Source organism: Paenibacillus sinensis (assembly GCF_019904155.1).
Classification (GTDB): Bacteria; Bacillota; Bacilli; order Paenibacillales; family Paenibacillaceae; genus Paenibacillus_AQ; species Paenibacillus_AQ sinensis.
Genome location: NZ_JAHCMB010000026.1, coordinates 29,556 through 48,917 on the forward strand (window position 1 = coordinate 29,556; position 19,362 = coordinate 48,917).

A 19,362-nucleotide genomic window follows, 5' to 3' on the forward strand; every position below is an offset into this window, starting at 1 on the left:
TCGCCGTCTCCTTCTTCGAGGATAAGACAGTTAATGCGGCTAGAGCGGCAAAGGCTTGGGCAATATGTGAAAATAGACGGAGAGGATTAGCCGATTGACATGACAAAATTGCTGAAGCTGCGCGTGTTTTACCTGTTCCTGGGACTGGCGGGCGGCATATTCGGACCTTATCTGACTCTGCTTCTGGCTGAGAACGGCTTAAACGCCAGCCAGGTCGGCGTGCTGATGGCGGTGGGGACTCTGGTCGCCATTGTGATCCAGCCGGGCTGGGGAGTAATTGCCGACCGGTACAGGCAGACCCGGCTCGTTCTGATTCTGAGCGTCGCCGTGCCGGGATTGCTGGCTGTTTTTTACCGGTCGGATATGTTCATCGTTCTGCTTGCGGTGTATATGGTCTCCACCATCTTCTCCTCCACCCAGGCGCCTATCGCCGATTCCTACGCCATTGCGGCGGTGAGAGAAGCCGGCTCCACCTACGGCAGCATCCGGCTGATGATGAGCTTTGGCGCGGCAACGGGAAGCTATGCAGGCGGTCTGTATGTGTCGAGTCTGTCCGTATCGACCCTTTGGGCGCCCTTCCTGCTCTTCAATCTGCTCGCCGTCACCGTGGCGCTGAGCCTGCCGAAGGATGCCGGAGAGAATCATATGATGGCCCATTCATTCGCGCAAGGCGTAAGACAGCTCGTGTCGAACCGGATTTTTCTGGCTTTCCTGGGCGGCAGCTTTCTCGTCAATCAGACGATGACCGCGTTCGGAACTTACTTTGTGCTGGCCTTTAAATCAGTGGGAGGGAGTACCGATCATGCGGGCATTGCACTGCTGCTGGCTTCGATCACCAATGTCCCGTCCATGTTCGCAGCTTCCCGCGTGATCGGCAGGTGGGGAACGGAGAGAACGCTGCTGCTTGCGGCCCTGATCTATGTGCTACGCTGGACAATCCAGGTGATCTTCCCGTATCCTGAAGTCATGATCGCTGTTCAGGCGCTGCATGGCCTGTCGTTCGGATTCTTCTACATTTCAGCCGTAGAATACGTGTCCCGGATCACTTCAGCCGATATGCAGGCGACGGGACAAAGCGTTTTCAATATGGTATTTTCCGGATTTTCCGGTATTCTCGGGAATCTGATCAACGGGGTGCTCCTGAATCAAGGCGGTGTGCAGACGATGAATATCGCCTGCATGATCAGCTCCGCAGCGGGTGCGCTGCTGCTCTTCTATGTGGCCCGGGGTTCGCGCAGGCGACTCCCCGCAGCGCAGGAGGCAGGCATCTAGCTGCCAGCCTTCCAAGCGAGGATGCGCCGTTGCGGTATATGTCAATTCAAGAAGAGAGGTTGTCACGCATGAATTCTCAAGATCTTTTTCCCGGCCCCTGGCATGCCGCCCTGTTCCGGGTCCGCTACCAAGAGAGTGATCAAATGGGCGTGGTCTACCACTCCAACTACCTGAACTGGTTCGAGATCGGGCGGACCGAGATGCTCCGGGAGCTGGGCTTCACCTATGCCGGTCTGGAAAGCCAGGGCGTACTGCTTCCCGTTCTGTCGGCGGAGCTGAACTACAAAAGGTCTGCCAGATACGATGATCTGGTTGCTGTGTACACACGGATGACGGCATTCACTCCGCTTCGTATCGCCTACGCCTATGAGATCCGGCGGGCGGCGGAGGAGCGGCCCGGGATAGGATGCCCGGAATCGGGCTTCCGTGAAGCCCCTGATGGCGAGCTGCTGGTAACCGGCTCAACCGCTCATGCCTGGGTCAGCCGGGAGATGAGGCCGGTTCGGCTGGACCGCACGCTTCCGGATGCATATAACGCCATTCTGGCTGCGCTGGGGCGGGAACGGAGGTCGCTATGATTAAGAAAAGCTGGCTCTGGGCCGCACTGTTTATCATTCCGGCATTCGAGCTGTTCGGCTTCATTCTCGTCTCTTCCTGGCTGGGAGCGCCCAAGACGCTGCTGCTGCTTGTCTCCACTTCGTTGATCGGGCTTCTGATGATGCGTTTTGAGGGAAGCAAGGTACTGCAGGACAGCAAGCAGCAGATGCAGGAAGGTCTTGTTCCCGGAAGGACGATGCTGGACGGACTCTGTGTGTTCTTTGGCGGATTATTGCTCATCATTCCGGGGTTTATCACGGATATCGTCGGCTTCACGCTGGTCTTCCCTTTGACTCGCACCATATACCGGGGGCTGCTGCTGAAGTGGCTGGAGAAGAGGATGAAGAACGGAACCTTTACGTTTTACAGAAGATAGTAACGGCAGGACCTTCAACCTGTTGGCATTAAAAAGAGCGGAGCCCGCTGTAAGCTGGGCAATCCGCTCTTTTTAATGTGTCAGAGACCATCCAGTCGGGTTCCCTAATGCAGTCTGCCGCTGAGAATGTAGGATTGAATTCCCCGAAAGACGCCTGCCCGCCGGAAAGCGCCCAGTATGACGAGCAGGACAGGGCCGAGGATCAGGCCTGCGGCGCCGAACAGCCTGAGTCCGGCGAACATGCCGATCAGCATGGCAAGCGGATCGAGGCCGATGCTGCTGGCCAGCACCTTCGGCTCCAGCACCTGGCGCGTAATGACAACGACGACATACAGAACCCCAAGGCCGGCTGCCAGCGGCGTGTCCCCGGTCATGAACGAGACGGCCGCCCAGGGGATCATGACGACGCCGACGCCGAGGTAGGGAAGCAGATCGACAACGCCGATCATGAGGCCCAGCACAAAGGCCGATTCCACACCCAGGAGTGCCAGTCCGGCAATCACGATGGCGCCGGTGACCGTGACCAGGAAGAACTGGGCCATGATATAGCCGAACAGGGCGCTGCGCAGATCATTCCATATCTCGAAAGCCATGCTTCGAAAGCTCTCCGGCAACAGTGCCGCCAGCGCCCTGTTTCTTCGTTCCCAGCCCGTTGCAAGGAAGAAAGAGGCAAGCACGACGACAACCAGCACAGTGCCGAGAGAAGGCAGCTGGGCGATCAATCCGAGGATGAAATTGAAGATCCCGGTGATCAGCCGGGTGAAGGCAATTCCGATCGTTTCGCCCGTCTTGCTGATCGGTCCTCCCAAGGGGGAGTGAGGGCTCGGGTTGCTGGCGTAGAACTGGTTGATCTGATTGATGATATTCTGCAGTCTGGCGCTTCGCGTCCAGGCCATCAGCATCTCCCGCCACTGCGGCGCTTGCTCATTGAAGGTCTGGGCGAGGCTGGCAAGCTCTTTGACGAGCCTTGTGATGAGGGCGGTCAGAACGAGCCCGGCCGAGCCCAGATAGAGCGCCAGCGATAAAATGACAGCAAGCCATGGGGGCACATGAAGCCGCTTAAGCCGCGCCACGAGCGGCCGTATGCTGCAGGCGAGTAGCCAGGCCAGAAGAAGCGGGTAGAGCAGCGGGAGCAGCACATAGAGGCTCAACAGAATGAGCAGAATAGTGAGCAGGACCCATAGAGCGCGAAGCACCCGTTTCAGCGTGAGCCGGTCCATGCGGTTCCTCCTTTCGTACGGCGGCGAAGCCTGTCTTCTTCTCTTCATGTATATTCTCTGTACCCGAAAAACAGCCCATTTTCCGTAGCACTAAACTGAGAACGTTTACTTGAAACGCCCGGGAAAGAAGTATTTTTCTATCTCTCCGATAAAATCATTTGATGCGTCATAAAGCTTCCACATAGTTCACGTAACCGACAATTTCAAGTATGATAAATAGAGGGTTAAACTTTAGGACTGTACAGCACTGGGTCAAAATACTTCAAATTGTAAATGTTTACATGAATCGATATTCCGATTATCCGGTTGGCCAAAGGAGAGATTGAGACAATGACAGTTACCAAAGGACTGGAAGGCATCGTTGCCACTACTTCATCCATCAGCTCGATCGTGGACGGCATACTAACGTACCGCGGCTACGATATTGACGATCTTGCGGAACATGCAAGCTTCGAAGAGACTGTCTTTCTGCTCTGGTTCGGTTCGCTGCCTACTACGGCCGAGCTGGATAAGCTGAAACGGGATCTCAGCGATTTTGCCGCAATTCCGGAGCCGCTCATTGCCCAGATGAAGCTGTATCCGAAAGATACGAATACGATGGCGGCACTGCGTTCGGCTGTTTCGAGCCTGGCTCTGTACGACGAAGCCGCCGATGACATGAGCCGTGAATCCAATGAGATCAAAGCCGTCATGCTGCAGGCACAGATTCCGACGATCGTCGCTGCTCTTGCACGCATCCGCAAAGGACTGGAGCCGGTAGCTCCGCTTAAGGGCGTCTCCATCGCGGAGAACTTCCTGTATATGCTTCGGGGCCAACAGCCCGACATGGTGTCCGTCAAAGCGCTGGATACGGCGCTTGTGCTGCATGCCGATCACGAGCTTAACGCCTCGACCTTCGCCGGCAGAGTAACGGTCGCCACGCTGTCCGATATTTACTCCGGCGTTACGTCTGCTGTCGGCGCTCTGAAGGGACCGCTGCACGGCGGCGCTAATGAGGCGGTCATGAAGATGCTGGAGGAGATCGGCAGTCTGTCGAATGTCGAGCCCTATATCCGCACCAAGCTGGAGCGCCGGGAGAAGGTCATGGGCTTCGGACACCGCGTCTACAAGAATGGCGATCCGCGCGCCAAGCATCTCATGAAAATGTCCCGCGAGCTCGGCATTATGAAAGGCGATACGCGCCTGTTCGACATGTCGGTTAAGGTCGAGGAATTGGTTACCGGGCAGAAAGGCCTGCGGCCGAATGTCGATTTTTATTCCGCCTCCGTGTATACTCAATTAGGCATAGAGCGTGAGCTGTTCACTCCAATCTTCGCTATCAGCCGGGTATCGGGATGGACCGCGCATATTCTTGAGCAGTATGAGGATAACCGGATTATCCGCCCGCGTGCGGAATACACGGGACTGGTGGAACAGAAATACGTTCCGGTCGATGAGAGATAGGAGAATGTCAGACTTACGCGGCAGCGTTTATTGACAGGTGTACGCTTCTTTCCCGGAGCTGGCTGGCAGCCTTGCCCTGGTGAAAGAAGCGTATGCTGCATACCCACTTATAAGGAGGAGTACACATTCATGTTGAAGCTGGAAAAATTCGAACTGCCAACGGAAGGCGAGCAAATTATCATTGACGGAGGCAAACTTCAGGTTCCGGACCATCCGATCATTCCATTCATTGAAGGTGACGGAACGGGCCGGGATATCTGGAAAGCTTCCAAACGCGTGCTTGACGCTGCGGTAGAGAAGGCATACGGCGGCAAGAAGAGCATTGCCTGGTACGAGGTGTTCGCCGGAGAGAAGGCGTTCAATACATATGGAGAATGGCTGCCCAATGATACGCTCGAAGCGATTCGCGAATATATTGTAGCGATCAAGGGACCTCTCACAACTCCGATCGGCGGAGGCATCCGTTCCCTGAACGTGGCTCTGCGGCAGGAGCTGGATCTGTATGTCTGCCTGCGTCCCGTCCGCTATTTCGACGGCGTGCCTTCTCCGGTCAAGCATCCGGAGCTGGTCGACATGGTTATTTTCCGCGAGAATACGGAAGATATCTACGCCGGTATCGAATACCAGGAAGGTTCGGAGCAGGTCAAGAAGGTTATCGAATTTTTGCAGAATGAAATGGGTGTGAGCAAGATCCGCTTCCCGGAGACATCGGGCATCGGCATCAAGCCGGTATCCTCGGAAGGCTCCAAGCGTCTGGTTCGGGCAGCCGTCGAATATGCGGTCAAGCATGACCGCAAGAGCGTTACGCTGGTGCATAAAGGCAACATCATGAAGTTCACGGAAGGCGCGTTCAAGAACTGGGGCTATGAAGTGGCCGAGCAGGAATTCGGCGACAAGGTGTTCACATGGAACCAGTACGACAAGATCAAGGAAGCCGAAGGCACCGACGCGGCCAACGCAGCCCAGAAAGCTGCCGAGCAGGAAGGCAAAATCATCATCAAGGACGCCATTGCGGACATCGCGCTGCAGCAGGTGCTGACGCGGCCGACGGACTTTGACGTAATCGCCACGCTGAACCTGAACGGCGACTACCTGTCCGACGCACTGGCAGCGCAAATCGGCGGAATCGGCATCGCGCCCGGCGCGAACATCAACTATGTGACCGGACATGCCATCTTTGAAGCGACTCACGGTACTGCGCCGAAATACGCAGACAAGGACGTTGTGAATCCGGGTTCGGTCGTACTGTCCGGCGTTATGATGCTGGAGCATCTGGGCTGGCAGGAAGCCGCCGATCTGATCTACAAAGGCATGGGAACGGCGATCAACAACAAGACGGTTACGTACGATTTTGCACGTTTGATGGAAGGCGCAACCGAGCTTAAATGTTCGGAATTTGCTGACGAAGTCATCAAGCATATGTAGGTCCGCAATCAGGCGGAGCCAGCACAACTTGTAACGGCTTTGACCATGTGTAACGGGACGATCGCTCCGTTATTGACAAATATATGAACGAACAACCCCGCTTTATGGACGATAAGGCGGGGTTTTTCTTTTGGATTGATAGTCGATTTGCTATAATATCGTTAGATGTAACATAAATCATAGTAATGTTGGGAGGATCGTGTTATGGACTGGCATGTGCTAATGTTTCTACATATGATCGGTACGGTGGCGCTCGGCTTCTATCTGGTGCTGCCTTTCGTCCTTAGCCGGACGGAGAAGCTGTCGCCTGCGGCCAAGGAAGGCACGCTCAGCGCGATCGGCGGCTTCAACCGGTTTGCCCAATACGGGCTTGTCATCCAGTTGCTGACCGGCGGCTACATGATGACCAAGAAAGATGACCTCTCGGTGCCCTGGATGATCGTCGTTACGCTGCTCCTGCTTGCCATGTTCGCACTTGCCGGCATTATGGGCAAACCTCTTCGCCTGGCTGCAAACGGTATGAAAGAGAACCGCGATGTCGCAAGCGAAACCGGCAAAATCCGGACGCTCAGCGCCCTGCTGGCGGTATTGCTGCTTGTGATGCTGTTCTTCATGGTGTTTAACGAGATCATTTAAAGAATCGTTTATTAGAATCGCTTAAAGAGCTGTTCCTTTGTTCTGTCTGTGTACGATGAAGCTGTGCTGCGGTCATTTCGATGACTCCGGCACAGCTTTTTTTTCGCTGATTGAGCCTCACCCGATTGGTTAAGTTAATTAGCGTAAGGCTGGAACAACCGGAATAATAGATATGAATCCAGCCATCCTAAAGAAAGTACGGGCCTGCCAGACAACTTATGAGAGGAGAATGAGATATGCCCGAGAGTAATACCCAGAACTTGAAGACCCTGCCTCCCCAGCATCAGGATCGCCAGCCTGGCTTAGAGTCGGTGATGACGCCGCGTCCCCAGTATGAGCCTAAAGACTACAAAGCGGCGGGCAAGCTGCTGGGCAAGGCGGCTCTCATTACAGGAGGAGACAGCGGGATCGGCCGCGCAGTGGCGGTAGCTTTTGCCAAAGAAGGCGCCGATGTGGTGATCTCTTATCTGAATGAACATACCGACGCGGAGGAGACGAAGCGCCAGGTCGAACAGGAAGGACGCAAGTGCGTCCTCGTGTCCGGCGACATCGGTGTTGAAGCCTTTTGCCAGGACCTTATCAACAAGACGGTGGAAGGACTCGGCAAGCTGGACATTCTGATCAACAATGCGGCGGAGCAGCATCCGCAGGAGATGATCGAGAATATTACGAACGAGCAGCTCGAACGGACATTCCGTACCAATATATTCTCGATGTTCTATTTGACGAAAGCGGCGATGCCCCATTTGGGACAAGGCTCAACCATTGTAAATACGACTTCGATAACGGCTTATCGGGGCAACCCTCAGCTGCTGGACTATTCTGCAACAAAAGGCGCCATTCTGGCGTTCACCCGCTCCCTGGCCATGAACCTTGTAAGCAAGGGTATTCGAGTCAATGCGGTGGCGCCGGGGCCGATCTGGACGCCGCTCATTCCGTCCACGTTCGACGAGAAGAAGGTCAGCGAGTTCGGCGCTTCCCAGCCGATGCAGCGTCCAGGTCAGCCGGAGGAGCTGGCTCCCGCCTATGTGTACCTCGCTTCCGACGATTCGTCGTATGTCAGCGGCCAGGTGATGCATGTCAACGGCGGTGAAATCGTAGGCGGCTGATCTAACGCAGGTAATCCTGGCGGTGCCGTCTTTTTTGTAACAAAAGGGATAGGATTTAATGGGAATATATGCTACACTACCTGTGGTCACTCAATCAAATAGTCGTAGACACTGGGGGCGCCGCAAGGCTGAGACGAACGCTTAAGTTCGGACCCTTCGAACCTGATCTGGTTTATACCAGCGTAGGGAAGTGAGAGCGAATGGACGTTTAATCAGCCTATTTTGGTTCAGTTAACGCGATTTCCGCCGCCTTCCTTCGGGAGGGCGGTTTTTTGCTTTTGCATCCGGGAATGAGAAGCGGCGCACCGTGTCGGGAGAAAGGAGCATTATCCATGCATCCCGAGATCCATCTCGTATCACAAGGAGACATGAGCCTCGAATCTCTTCTTGCGATTGCTGCCGAGGCACATCCTTTCGTGGATTTCATTCATTTGCGGGAAAAAAGGCGCACCGCGAAGGAGCTGCTTCGGCTGGTAGAGGAGATGTCAGAGCAAGGCGTTCCGCTTGACAAAGTGATCGTGAACGATCGGTTGGATGTCGGCTTGGCCTGCGGGGCGGGAGGTGTTCAGCTTGCCGGACACAGCCTGTCTGTCACCGCTGCGCGGCGTCTTGCTCCCGGCGTCCGCCTGGGCTGCTCCGTCCATTCACCGGAGGAGGCGGCTGCAGCGGCCAAGGAAGGAGCGGACTTCTGCCTGTACGGTCATGTCTATGCAACGGCGAGCAAGCCCGGCCTTCCGGCAAGAGGGATTGGCGGATTGCAGGCAGCCGTACGGGCCTGCCCGGTTCCGGTTATCGCCATCGGCGGTATAAGTCCGGAGCAGGCCCGAGAAGTGCTGCGTACAGGAGCAGCCGGATTCGCGGTTCTGTCCGGAATTTGCGGTGCGGAAGATCCGGCATCGGCGGCGAGAGCTTACCGCGAGGCGGCAGAAGCCGCATTCGCATTTAAGGAAATTGCGGAAGGAGGTGGGGGTGTTGAAGGTGGTCATTAACGGAGAGAAAACCTTGCTCCAGGAGGAAAGCGGGACGCTCGCCGGGCTTCTCCGGCTTCCGGAATGGAAGGATCGGAGACTGGTTGTGGAATTGAACGGAGAGATTGTCAGCCGGGAGGAATATGACAATATCATGTTGGCTGACGGCGACCGGATCGAGCTGGTGCATTTTGTGGGGGGAGGCTGACCATGAGCATGAAACCTGAAGAGGCAAGCCGTTACAGCAGGCAGGAACGCTTCTATGGAATCGGCGCCGAAGGCCAGCGCAGACTGGCGCAGAAGAAGGTGCTTATCGTTGGAGCGGGTGCCCTTGGCTCGGCCTGCGCGGAGACGATGGTCCGCTCAGGGGTAGGGCGTGTTACGCTCGTTGACCGCGATTATGTGGAGTGGAGCAATCTCCAGCGGCAAAATCTATACGACGAAGCGGATGCCGCCGGGCGTATGCCGAAGGCGGTAGCCGCCGCGCGAAGGCTGCGAAGCGTCAATTCGGCGGTTGAAGTGGGGGGCATCGTCGCCGATATTACCGCGGGCGATATCGCCCTGTATATGAACGGCGTTGATCTGGTTCTGGATGCCTCAGACAATTTTGAGGTTCGGATGATCCTGAACGACATAACCGCGAAAATGGATATCCCCTGGATATACGGGGCCTGCACCGGCAGCTATGGCCTGTCGATGACCATCGTTCCCGGACAGAGTGCCTGTCTGCACTGCCTGATGGACGGAATACCCGGAGGCATGGATACCTGCGACACGGCAGGCATTATCGGACCCGCTGTACAGATGACCGCCGCCTATCAGACTGCAGAGGCGCTGAAATGGCTGTCAGGCCGTACGGAAGCGCTGCGGGGCACGCTGGTCTCCTTCGACCTGTGGACCAACCGTCACTCGTCCGTCCGCACGGACAAGCTGAAGCGCGCCGATTGTCCGTCATGCGGGGAGAAGCGTACCTACCCGTATCTGTCCGCAGCCTCGCATTCCAGGACAGCCGTCCTGTGCGGCCGGGATACGGTGCAGATTTCTCCGCCGGCGCCGCTCAAGCTGGATTTGGAGGAGTGGGGAAGACGGCTGGCTCCCTACGGAAGGGTGGAACGGAATCCGTATATGCTGTCTTTTACTGTGGAGCGGCACCGGTTGGCGGTGTTTCCGGACGGCCGCGTGCTGGTTCACGGAACCGACGATCCTGTGGAGGCGAGATCGCTGTATCATCGTTATTTCGGGTAGTCATCGACATGAAGCGTATGCTAGGTAATCCAATTGCGAATCAAGGAGGAATTATTCAATGATTCAGGATCTCTTTCATATCGGCGGCAAAAGCCTGAGCAGCCGCCTGTTCATCGGTACAGGCAAATACAGCCGCAACACGCTGATTCCGGAGGTGGTGGAAGCCTCCGGGTCGGAGGTTATCACTGTAGCTCTCCGGAGGGTCGATCCCGCTTCCCGGGAGGAAAACATTCTTACGCATATTCCTCCACATATGACACTGCTTCCGAACACGTCCGGAGCGCGGACTGCGGAGGAGGCGGTGCGGATCGCGCGGCTGGCAAGAGCCGCGGGGATGGGGAATTGGGTGAAGATCGAAGTGATCAACGATCAGAAATATCTCCTGCCTGATAATCTGGAGACGATCAAGGCTACGGAAATTCTGGCGGCGGAAGGCTTCGTCGTTCTGCCCTATATGAGCCCCGATCTGTCGGCGGCGCTGCGGCTGCGGGATGTCGGCGCTGCGGCGGTCATGCCGCTGGGCGCTCCCATCGGCAGCAACCGGGGGCTCAAGACGAAGGAACTGGTCGGCATCCTGATCGAAGAGGCCGGACTGCCGGTCATTGTGGATGCCGGTATCGGCCGCCCGTCCGAGGCGGCCGAAGCGATGGAGATGGGCGCCGCCGCCGTGCTGCTCAACACGGCGATCGCCACCGCCCGCGATCCGCTTCTGATGGCCGAAGCGTTCCGCGGCGCCGTTGCTGCCGGACGGCAGGCCTATCTGGCGGGTCTTGGAGCGGTTCAGAATACCGCAGAGGCTTCCTCACCGCTGACCGGCTTCCTGAGCGTGTAGGAGGGATTGAATATGAGCTTTTATGATACCCTTTTGAAGCTGGAAAATATGCCGTTTGCCGACAAGTTCGCGCAATATGGCAGCAAGGATGTGGAACGGGCGTTGTCCCGTGAGAAGCTGGAGCCGGAGGATCTGCTTGCCTTACTGTCTCCGGCAGCCGGCCCCTATCTGGAGGAGATGGCCCAGAAGGCGAACCGGATCACCCGGGCGCATTTCGGCTATGCGGTCCAGCTGTTCACGCCGATGTACGTGGCGGATTACTGTGTCAACCAATGCACCTACTGCAGCTTCAGCGCCGAGCATGATTTTGCGCGGAAGAAGCTGACGATGGAGGAGGTTGAGCGCGAGGCGTCAGCGATTGCCGCGACGGGGCTTCGCCATATTCTCCTGCTGACAGGGGAATCCCGGAAGGATTCGCCCGTCAGCTATGTGAAGGAATGCGCGGGGGTTCTCCGCAGGCATTTCTCGTCCGTAAGCATTGAGGTTAATCCGCTGTCGCTTGAGGAATACCGGGAGCTTGCGGCATGCGGAGTTGACGGGCTTACCCTGTTCCAGGAGGTATACGACCGGGAGACCTATGCCCGCCTGCATGTCAAAGGGCCGAAGCGGAACTTCAGGGCCCGGCTGGACGCGCCGGAGCGCGGCTGCCAGGCCGGTTTCCGCTCCGTGACCATCGGCGCGCTGCTCGGTCTCTCCGACTGGCGCCGAGAAGCATTCGTGACGGCCATGCATGCGCGGTATCTCCAGGACCGCTACCCGGGAACCGAGATCAGCATTGCGCCACCCCGGTTTCGGCCTTACCTGGGCAGCTTCAGCCCGGAATCGGATGTAACCGACCGGGCGCTTGTGCAGATTATCCTTGCCTATCGGCTGTTTCTGCCCCGTTCGGGCCTTACGCTGTCGACCCGCGAACCTGCGGCGCTGCGGGACCGGATGGTGCATCTGGGCATCACTAAAATTTCGGCGGGAGTAACGACGGAGGTGGGCGGCCATACAGGCGGCGGAGGCACGCCGCAGTTCGAAATTTCCGACGAGCGGAACGTGCCGGAGATCCGGGAGATGCTGTACCGGAGCGGTCTGCAGCCGGTGTTCAAGGACTGGGATATCCTGGCGGAAGAGCTGGTTTGATCAAACCTTATGTTTGAAGCAATCCCTTTCACCGCCGTTCCGATATGATATGATAGATGCAGAATGGAATCTGACAATATCCATATGATTACCGGGACGACGGAGAGGAGTATGATGCAATGCGGCGGTTTGAAGACAGCCTGTACGAACTGATTGTTGAAACATCCACCAACCTGCCGGGTGATGTGCGCCATGCGATCGCCGAGGGACGCAGCCGGGAAGACCGGGCCTCGCGCTCGGGCCTTGCGCTCGCGACCATCGCGCAAAATATCGGTATGGCAGAGACGGAAGTTTCGCCGATCTGCCAGGACACCGGCATGCCCACTTTTATCATTCATACGCCGGTGGGCGTCAATCAGCTGGCGATCAAACGGGATATCGAAGCCGCCGTCCAGAGAGCGACGAAGGAAGGCAAGCTGCGGCCGAATTCCGTCGATTCGCTGACCGGGGCGAACAGCGGCGACAATCTGGGCGGAGGCACTCCTGTTATCCATTTTGAGCAGTGGGAAGAAGATCAAATCGATGTCCGCCTGATTCTGAAGGGTGGCGGCTGCGAGAACAAGAACATCCAGTACAGTCTTCCAGCCGAGCTCGAAGGTCTGGGCAAGGCCGGACGAGATCTTGACGGCATCCGCAAGTGTATTCTGCATGCCGTGTATCAGGCTCAGGGGCAGGGCTGCAGCGCCGGTTTCATCGGTGTAGGCATCGGCGGCGACCGGGCCTCCGGCTACGAGCTTGCGAAGAAGCAGCTGTTCCGGAAGACGGACGACACGAACCCGGTGCCGGAGCTGGCCGCGCTGGAGGACTACATACTGGAGCATGCCAATGAGCTCGGCATCGGCACGATGGGCTTCGGCGGCGAGGTCACGCTGCTGGGCTGCAAGGTTGGCGCGATGAACCGGCTGCCGGCCAGCTTCTTCGTCTCCGTAGCGTATAACTGCTGGGCCTTCCGGCGCCAGGGGGTGCTGCTCGACGCCGGGACCGGCGAAATCCGCGAGTGGCTGTATGAACGCGGAACCGGCATATCCGTCGAGGCGGAAGGATCGACGGCTGGAGCTGCTCTGGAGTCAGCACCGGAAGCTGCTCCGGCTGCTCCCGCCTCGCGCGAGGTCCGGCTGACGACGCCGATCAGCGAAGAGGACATCCGGTCCCTTCGTGTCGGGGATGTCGTCATCCTCTCGGGTGAGATGCATACCGGGCGCGATGCGCTGCATAAGCATCTCATCGATCATGACTCTCCGGTGGGCCTCGCCGGGGGCGTTATCTACCACTGCGGCCCCGTCATGCTGCACGATGAGGAAGGCTGGCATGTGAAGGCGGCGGGACCGACGACGAGCATCCGCGAGGAGCCGTACCAGGCCGACATTATCCGTAAATTCGGCATCCGGGCCGTCATCGGCAAGGGCGGCATGGGAGCGAAGACGCTTCAGGCGCTGGGCGAACAAGGCGCCGTCTACCTGAATGCGATCGGAGGAGCGGCGCAGTATTACGCCGAATGCATCAAGAACGTGAACGGCGCAGACTTCATGGAGTTCGGCGTTCCGGAAGCGATGTGGCATTTGCAGGTCGAGGGCTTTGCGGCAATCGTTACGATGGATTCGCACGGCGGCAGCCTGCATGCGGATGTTGAGAAGAATTCGGCCGAGAAGCTTGCCGGATTGCGCGAGCCGGTGTTTAAGTAATATTTAAGCGATATGAGTAATTCAAGTGATAAGGGATATAAGTAAATTGATTTAAGCAACTCAAGGAATTCAAGTTATCCGAGAAGTTCAAGAAGTTCAAGGAATTCGAGAGGTTCACAAGGTTCAAGTAATCCAAGCGGTACGGCAGGACCGGGCATCTGATGCCCGGTCCTTGTTCAGCTGCTTGCCCGATTTGCGACCGCGATCCGTCATGCTGGTCTATCAGCTTTGGCTGGGTGACGGGTGCCGGGGCTCGGGGCAGATGGGTGAGACACGGAAGGGAATGCGTCCCAGGCTCAGTCCTAACGGTTCCAGAAATGACTGCTGGCGTTCTCTCCGGATTCCGGCTACCATAGAAGACGGAAGAAAGAGCTGAAGCAAGAGGGAGAGAGGCAGGAGACCATGAAACCGTTTCGGGTCCGACTTACCTTGATTTTAATGATTTTGATCGGTATTTCCATTGTAGGGGCGGGCCTTACTATGGCGTATTTGTTCAAAGATTCCCATGTCGGGGCGCTGGAGGACAACATGTCCCGGGAGATCGATCTCCTTACCGGGACCATGGAATTCCGGGACATGGACAGTTCTGAGGCGCTGGCGTATTATACCGCCCAGGCACAAAGAATCGGCCGGCTGACGCAATCCCGCGTAACTTTCATCCGGGAGGACGGCACCGTTCTCGGCGATTCCGAGAAGGACCCCAAGCTGATGGACAACCATCTCGGCCGGGAAGAGGAAATCCAGGCCGCCAAGGATGGCATCGGGCGGGCCATCCGCCACAGTGATACGATCGGCCAGAACATGCTCTATGTCGCCAAGAAGGTAGCTGCGGAGAACGGCACTTTCAAGGGCTATATTCGGCTGTCGATGGCGCTTGACGCCGTCGAACAGGGATTGAACCGGGCCTGGATGATTATGGCCGGCGGGCTTGTGTTGTTGTTCGTCGCAGCCGCGCTGGTCAGCTACCGGGTCGCCTTCGGGCTTACCTCGCCGCTGGAGCAGATTACGAGAGTGGCGCGGCGCATCACCGATCTGGATTATGACGCCAGAGTGCCCCTCAGGCGCAGGGACGAGATCGGCCAGCTCGCCAGCGCCATCAACTTGATGGCGGACAGCCTGCAGACCCAGCTGCGGACGATCCGCGACAACGAGAATCTGCTGCAGAGTGTGCTGGACAATATGACCGGAGGCATTCTGCTTGTGAACGAGGATGAGCGAATCGTTCTTCTCAACAAGGCGGCTGAACGGATGCTCGATGTCAGCGCGGTCGACATGGTCGGGCGGAATTTCCGGGAGCTGAAGCGCCATTTCGAGGTGACCCGTATCCTGGAGGAGGGGCTCTCGCACAGAGAGCCGGTCCATGAGGAACGGAACTTCTACAATTCCGGTGAGCGCACGATGCGGATGGACGGCGTTCCGATGAATCAGGGGGGGAGCTATCAGGGCATGCTTTTCCTGTTGCAGGAGGTTACGGAGATTCGCCGGCTCGAACGGATGAGAAGCGAATTTGTCGCCAACGTCTCCCATGAGCTGAAGACGCCGGTCGCGGCGGTCAAGGGCTTCGCAGAGACACTGCTCGGCGGCGGGGTCAAGGATGAGAAGACGGCCAATTCGTTCCTGCAGATTATTTACGACGAGAACGAGCGCCTGAACCGGCTGATCGGCGATATTCTGGAGCTGTCCAAAATCGAATCCAAGCGGGTGCAGCTTGACTGCTCTCCGATTCATCTGGAATCCTTCTTCCAGTCGCTGCTGGAGACGCTCAGCAAGGTGGCGGAGAAGAAGAGCATTTCCCTCAGCATGGATGTTCCTAAGGAGCTGTTCATCGAAGCGGACGAGGACAAGCTGCGTCAAATCTTTCTGAATCTGCTCTCCAATGCGATCAATTATACGCATGACGGCGGAAGTGTTCGGGTGACGGTGGCCAACAAGCAGAAGGCGGACGGGGAAGAGACGGTGGTCTTTTCTGTGTCGGATACAGGAATGGGCATCCCCCGCAAGGATCTGCCGCGCATCTTCGAGCGGTTCTACCGCGTCGACAAGGCAAGGTCAAGAAGCTCGGGCGGCACCGGCCTTGGCTTGTCGATCGTCAAGCATTTGACGGAACTGCATCATGGAACGATCTCTGTGGACAGCGATCTCGGGATCGGAAGCACCTTCACGCTGGAGCTGCCGCTGCTTCAGGAAGAGGAAAGTTAAGTTTTACACACGGTTAACATTCCGATGATATGATGAGCTTGTCAAAAATAATAAGGCGGGGGAATGTATGACTCAACGATTGCTTGTCATCGAAGACGAACCGACGCTGGCCCGGCTTCTATCTTACAATTTGACGCAAGAGGGCTATGACGTCGTGCTCGAGGATCACGGAACGGCAGGATATGACCGTGCGGTTAAAGAACAGTTCGATCTGATAGTCCTCGATCTCATGCTTCCGGGGATGAATGGAATCGACATTCTCGATAAGCTGCGTGGACAGGGCATCCGGACACCGATCATCGTGCTCACGGCCAAGAATGCCGAAGAAGATGTCGTGCGCGGGCTGAAATCGGGCGCCGACGATTATATGACCAAGCCCTTCGGCGTGTCCGAGCTGCTTGCCAGAGTCAGCGCCGTGCTCCGCCGCGTATCCGGCCTGCCGGATGAGCCGCAGGAAGGACAGAAACCGGGTGACTCCACCATCATCCTGGGCCAGCTTGAGATTTACCCCGAGCGCTATGAAGTCAGTCTTGGAGGCCAGAGCATTAATCTGCGTCCCAAGGAATTCGAGGTGCTGCTCTATCTGGCCCGCAAGCCAGGTGTCGTGCTGACGCGGGATGATCTCATGAACGCCGTATGGGGCTTCGATTATATCGGAGGCCAGCGGACGGTGGATGTGCATGTCAGCTCACTGCGCAAGAAGCTGGAGCTGGACCCCGATTCGGTCCACATCGACTCCATTCGGGGCGTCGGTTACAAGCTGGTTGTGAACAAACAAAGAACTCCGGTCGTTTAACGGCGACGGGGTTCTTTTTTTTACAATGAGTCGATATTCCCATGACATTTGTCTTATAGGCTGAGGACATCATGAAAGACTATCGGAGGGATTTATTATGGTGCAGGTACTGACCAAGAGCGAAGAAGAAGTGAAGCGGGGAGAAGCGAAGGAAGAGAGTGAGCTTGCTGCGGATCGTGACCCTTTCTGGCGCCAGCGGCAGGAAGCCGGACATAATGAAGACCGGCTGCGCGAGAAGCGTAAAGCGGTTCAAGACGGGACAATTGACGCACAGGGGAACAAGATTGCTGTCGAATCGGAACGTGCGGACATGCCTTCGAGCGCAAAGACGAATGCGGCGCAGGCTCCGGCTGAGGCTCATGTTCCGGCTACGTCGAATCATTCCGATTCTGTCTTGACGAACGAGAAGAAGAAACCGGTCTCTCCCCTTAAGGATGAGATGCCTCAAGCGAGCGCCGGACTGCCGCATAGCGCCAGGGAAGGCGTTGCGCTGGCCGACTACTGCCTGCCGGTTCCGGAAGTGGGGCCGATGCTGAACTGTCTGGAAGCGCTGGCCGTATTCCGAAGTCATCCGGATGCCCCCTGCCTGGTAGTAACCGATGTTTCCGGCGCTCCCGAAGGGCTGCTGATGCGGGACGCATTTCACCGCAAGCTGTCGGGACGGTTCGCGGCGGAGCTGTTCTACTCCCGTCCTGCTTTGCATTTCGCCGATATGGAAGCCCTGACCGCCGAGATTGACGAGCTTCCCTCCGAGGTCATTGGACGGGCTCTAAGCCGCAGCGAATCGCAGTTCTATGACTGCATTGTGCTCAAGCGCGGCGGAAGATTGAAGGGCGTACTGACGGTCCGGGACCTGATGAGACTCTCCGGCCGACTGCAGGAGCGGGCCGAGGAGGAACGCCGGCTTACCGTTGAAGGAAGCTGTGCCCATGTCGGCTCCATGGAATCGGCGCTTCAGGAAGCGGCGTCTGCGGCGGAAACGGCCCGGCTGGAGTGCGTGCATATGGAACGGTGGATTGAGACAGGATCGGGCAAAATGGATCATGTTCACACCTCCTATCTCCGTGTGGAGGAACGTATCGCGGAACAGCGTGACCAGGTCGCGAAGCTGCTGGAGCATGTGTCGGAAATCGCTTCTCTCACCGGTGAAATCGGCGGAATCGCCGAGACCAGCGAGCTTCTGGCGCTCAACGCCTCCATCGAGGCAGCCCATGCGGGCGATCACGGCCGCGGCTTTCAGGTCGTGGCCTCCGAGGTCCGCTCGCTCTCCCATCACACCCGCAGGCTGACGGAGAGCATCTCCTCGCTTCTCGCCGGAATCGGCGGTCTGGCAAGACGCACCGCAGAGCTGACCGGCGCCGCTTCCGGCGACATCGCAGGCGGAGCCGGGGAAGTGACAGCGGCTAAAAGCCTCTTCCAGAATCTCCGTACCGCCGTCGAGGCGGTGGAGCAGGCCGACGAGACAGCCTGCCGCCTGGCCCGGCAGAGCGCTGATCGCGCTCAGGAAGTCAAGAGTCGGCTGCTGGCGATGGGGGATTTTACACAGCGTTAACATTTCTCAGGAGTGCCATTAACAAACCGGGGATATACTTGTACCGAAGATGCTGAGAAGGAGAACGCACATGAATGCCACCCTGGCTACCGATAAGAAGACTGACAAGAAGACCATCATCGACATAGAGAAGCTGAATCTGCATTACGAAGCCTTCCATGCGCTCAAGGATATGGAATTGCAGGTTCCCGAGAAGGCCGTTACCGCCTTTATCGGGCCTTCGGGCTGCGGGAAATCCACGCTGTTGCGTACACTTAACCGGATGAACGACATGATTCCGGGAACAGTGATCGATGGCAAGGTTCTCATTGGAGGCACTGACATTTACGGCGAGGACATCGAGGTTGAGAGCCTGCGTAAACAGGTGGGCATGGTGTTTCAGCAGCCGAATCCTTTTCCAAAATCGATCTACGATAATATCGCCTACGGTCCCCGCCTTCATGGCAAGCCGGCCAAGGCGGAGCTTGATCAGCTTGTGGAGCAGAGTCTCCGTCAGGCCGCTCTCTGGGACGAAGTGAAGGATTTTCTGAAGAAATCCGCGCTCAGCCTATCCGGCGGACAGCAGCAGCGGCTCTGTATCGCGCGTGCGCTGGCTGTTCAACCCGACATTCTGCTTATGGATGAAGCAACCTCTGCGCTTGACCCGGTATCCACGCAGAAGATCGAGGAATTGATCCAGGAGCTTCGCAAGCAATACACCATTGTTATGGTTACGCACAGCATGCATCAGGCTGCGAGAGTGTCTGACAAGACCGTCTTTTTCCTGAACGGCGTCATTGTCGAAGCGGCCGTAACGGAGCAGCTGTTCTCGAATCCGAAAGATTCGCGCACCGAAGATTACATTTCCGGAAGATTCGGATAAGTTGCGTCTCCCAGCGGGGA

Annotated in this window: 18 protein-coding genes and 1 riboswitch; of the genes, 17 read left to right on the forward strand and 1 reads right to left on the reverse strand. The window is 57.2% G+C overall.

Annotated features, from left to right (window positions below):
• The first annotated feature begins 99 nt into the window (after nucleotides 1-99).
• The 3 genes from KIH86_RS01955 (at nucleotide 100) to KIH86_RS01965 (ending at nucleotide 2,245) form a co-directional block, all read left to right on the forward strand.
• Complete coding sequence (locus tag KIH86_RS01955) at nucleotides 100-1,272, forward strand: MFS transporter (protein WP_223084799.1); 1,173 nt, start codon at nucleotides 100-102, stop codon at nucleotides 1,270-1,272.
• 68 nt (nucleotides 1,273-1,340) lie between these two features.
• The gene (locus KIH86_RS01960; protein ID WP_223084793.1) at nucleotides 1,341-1,850 is read left to right on the forward strand and encodes an acyl-CoA thioesterase; all 510 of its coding nucleotides are present in this window, start codon (nucleotides 1,341-1,343) and stop codon (nucleotides 1,848-1,850) included.
• The gene (locus tag KIH86_RS01965; RefSeq protein ID WP_223084791.1) at nucleotides 1,847-2,245 is read left to right on the forward strand and encodes an FxsA family protein; all 399 of its coding nucleotides are present in this window, start codon (nucleotides 1,847-1,849) and stop codon (nucleotides 2,243-2,245) included. The genes KIH86_RS01960 and KIH86_RS01965 overlap by 4 nt, the downstream gene beginning before the upstream one ends.
• A 104-nt stretch (nucleotides 2,246-2,349) precedes the next feature.
• Here the strand turns inward: KIH86_RS01965 and ytvI are convergent, their stop codons facing one another.
• Nucleotides 2,350-3,465, reverse strand: coding sequence for a sporulation integral membrane protein YtvI (ytvI, locus tag KIH86_RS01970; RefSeq protein ID WP_223084790.1), 1,116 nt, complete (start codon nucleotides 3,463-3,465; stop codon nucleotides 2,350-2,352).
• A gap of 330 nt (nucleotides 3,466-3,795) precedes the next feature.
• Here ytvI and citZ point away from each other — a divergent pair, with 330 nt between their 5' ends.
• The 14 genes from citZ (at nucleotide 3,796) to pstB (ending at nucleotide 19,342) form a co-directional block, all read left to right on the forward strand.
• Nucleotides 3,796-4,908, forward strand: a complete 1,113-nt coding sequence (gene citZ / locus KIH86_RS01975; protein ID WP_223084789.1) for a citrate synthase — start codon at nucleotides 3,796-3,798, stop codon at nucleotides 4,906-4,908.
• Nucleotides 4,909-5,037: 129 nt separating this feature from the next.
• Nucleotides 5,038-6,333 carry an NADP-dependent isocitrate dehydrogenase gene (gene icd, locus KIH86_RS01980; RefSeq protein ID WP_223084786.1) on the forward strand — a complete coding sequence of 432 codons (1,296 nt, stop codon included), beginning with the start codon at nucleotides 5,038-5,040 and terminating at the stop codon, nucleotides 6,331-6,333.
• Between the two features lie 204 nt (nucleotides 6,334-6,537).
• A complete protein-coding gene (locus tag KIH86_RS01985; RefSeq protein WP_223084780.1) occupies nucleotides 6,538-6,969 on the forward strand; it encodes a hypothetical protein in 432 nt (143 codons plus the stop codon).
• 236 nt (nucleotides 6,970-7,205) lie between these two features.
• Entirely contained in the window at nucleotides 7,206-8,078 is an 873-nt protein-coding gene (locus KIH86_RS01990) for an SDR family oxidoreductase (protein WP_223084778.1), read from the forward strand.
• Nucleotides 8,079-8,181: 103 nt separating this feature from the next.
• Nucleotides 8,182-8,284, forward strand: a riboswitch (TPP riboswitch).
• 126 nt (nucleotides 8,285-8,410) lie between these two features.
• Nucleotides 8,411-9,067 carry a thiamine phosphate synthase gene (locus KIH86_RS01995; RefSeq protein ID WP_223084776.1) on the forward strand — a complete coding sequence of 219 codons (657 nt, stop codon included), beginning with the start codon at nucleotides 8,411-8,413 and terminating at the stop codon, nucleotides 9,065-9,067.
• Entirely contained in the window at nucleotides 9,048-9,254 is a 207-nt protein-coding gene (gene thiS / locus KIH86_RS02000) for a sulfur carrier protein ThiS (protein ID WP_235775221.1), read from the forward strand. The genes KIH86_RS01995 and thiS overlap by 20 nt, the downstream gene beginning before the upstream one ends.
• A gap of 2 nt (nucleotides 9,255-9,256) precedes the next feature.
• Nucleotides 9,257-10,291 carry a ThiF family adenylyltransferase gene (locus KIH86_RS02005; protein WP_235775222.1) on the forward strand — a complete coding sequence of 345 codons (1,035 nt, stop codon included), beginning with the start codon at nucleotides 9,257-9,259 and terminating at the stop codon, nucleotides 10,289-10,291.
• Between the two features lie 61 nt (nucleotides 10,292-10,352).
• Entirely contained in the window at nucleotides 10,353-11,123 is a 771-nt protein-coding gene (locus tag KIH86_RS02010; RefSeq protein WP_316503302.1) for a thiazole synthase, read from the forward strand.
• A gap of 12 nt (nucleotides 11,124-11,135) precedes the next feature.
• Entirely contained in the window at nucleotides 11,136-12,251 is a 1,116-nt protein-coding gene (gene thiH / locus KIH86_RS02015) for a 2-iminoacetate synthase ThiH (RefSeq protein ID WP_223084771.1), read from the forward strand.
• 119 nt (nucleotides 12,252-12,370) lie between these two features.
• A complete protein-coding gene (locus KIH86_RS02020) occupies nucleotides 12,371-13,933 on the forward strand; it encodes a FumA C-terminus/TtdB family hydratase beta subunit (protein ID WP_223084768.1) in 1,563 nt (520 codons plus the stop codon).
• Nucleotides 13,934-14,335: 402 nt separating this feature from the next.
• On the forward strand, nucleotides 14,336-16,132 hold the full coding sequence (gene pnpS / locus KIH86_RS02025) for a two-component system histidine kinase PnpS (RefSeq protein ID WP_223084767.1): 1,797 nt from the start codon (nucleotides 14,336-14,338) through the stop codon (nucleotides 16,130-16,132).
• A gap of 67 nt (nucleotides 16,133-16,199) precedes the next feature.
• Nucleotides 16,200-16,928 carry a response regulator transcription factor gene (locus KIH86_RS02030; RefSeq protein ID WP_223084764.1) on the forward strand — a complete coding sequence of 243 codons (729 nt, stop codon included), beginning with the start codon at nucleotides 16,200-16,202 and terminating at the stop codon, nucleotides 16,926-16,928.
• A 97-nt stretch (nucleotides 16,929-17,025) separates the two neighbouring features.
• Nucleotides 17,026-18,480 carry a methyl-accepting chemotaxis protein gene (locus tag KIH86_RS02035; protein ID WP_223084763.1) on the forward strand — a complete coding sequence of 485 codons (1,455 nt, stop codon included), beginning with the start codon at nucleotides 17,026-17,028 and terminating at the stop codon, nucleotides 18,478-18,480.
• A 70-nt stretch (nucleotides 18,481-18,550) separates the two neighbouring features.
• Nucleotides 18,551-19,342 (forward strand): phosphate ABC transporter ATP-binding protein PstB, encoded by a 792-nt coding sequence (pstB, locus tag KIH86_RS02040; protein ID WP_223084760.1) that lies wholly within the window; start codon nucleotides 18,551-18,553, stop codon nucleotides 19,340-19,342.
• Nucleotides 19,343-19,362: the final 20 nt, after the last annotated feature.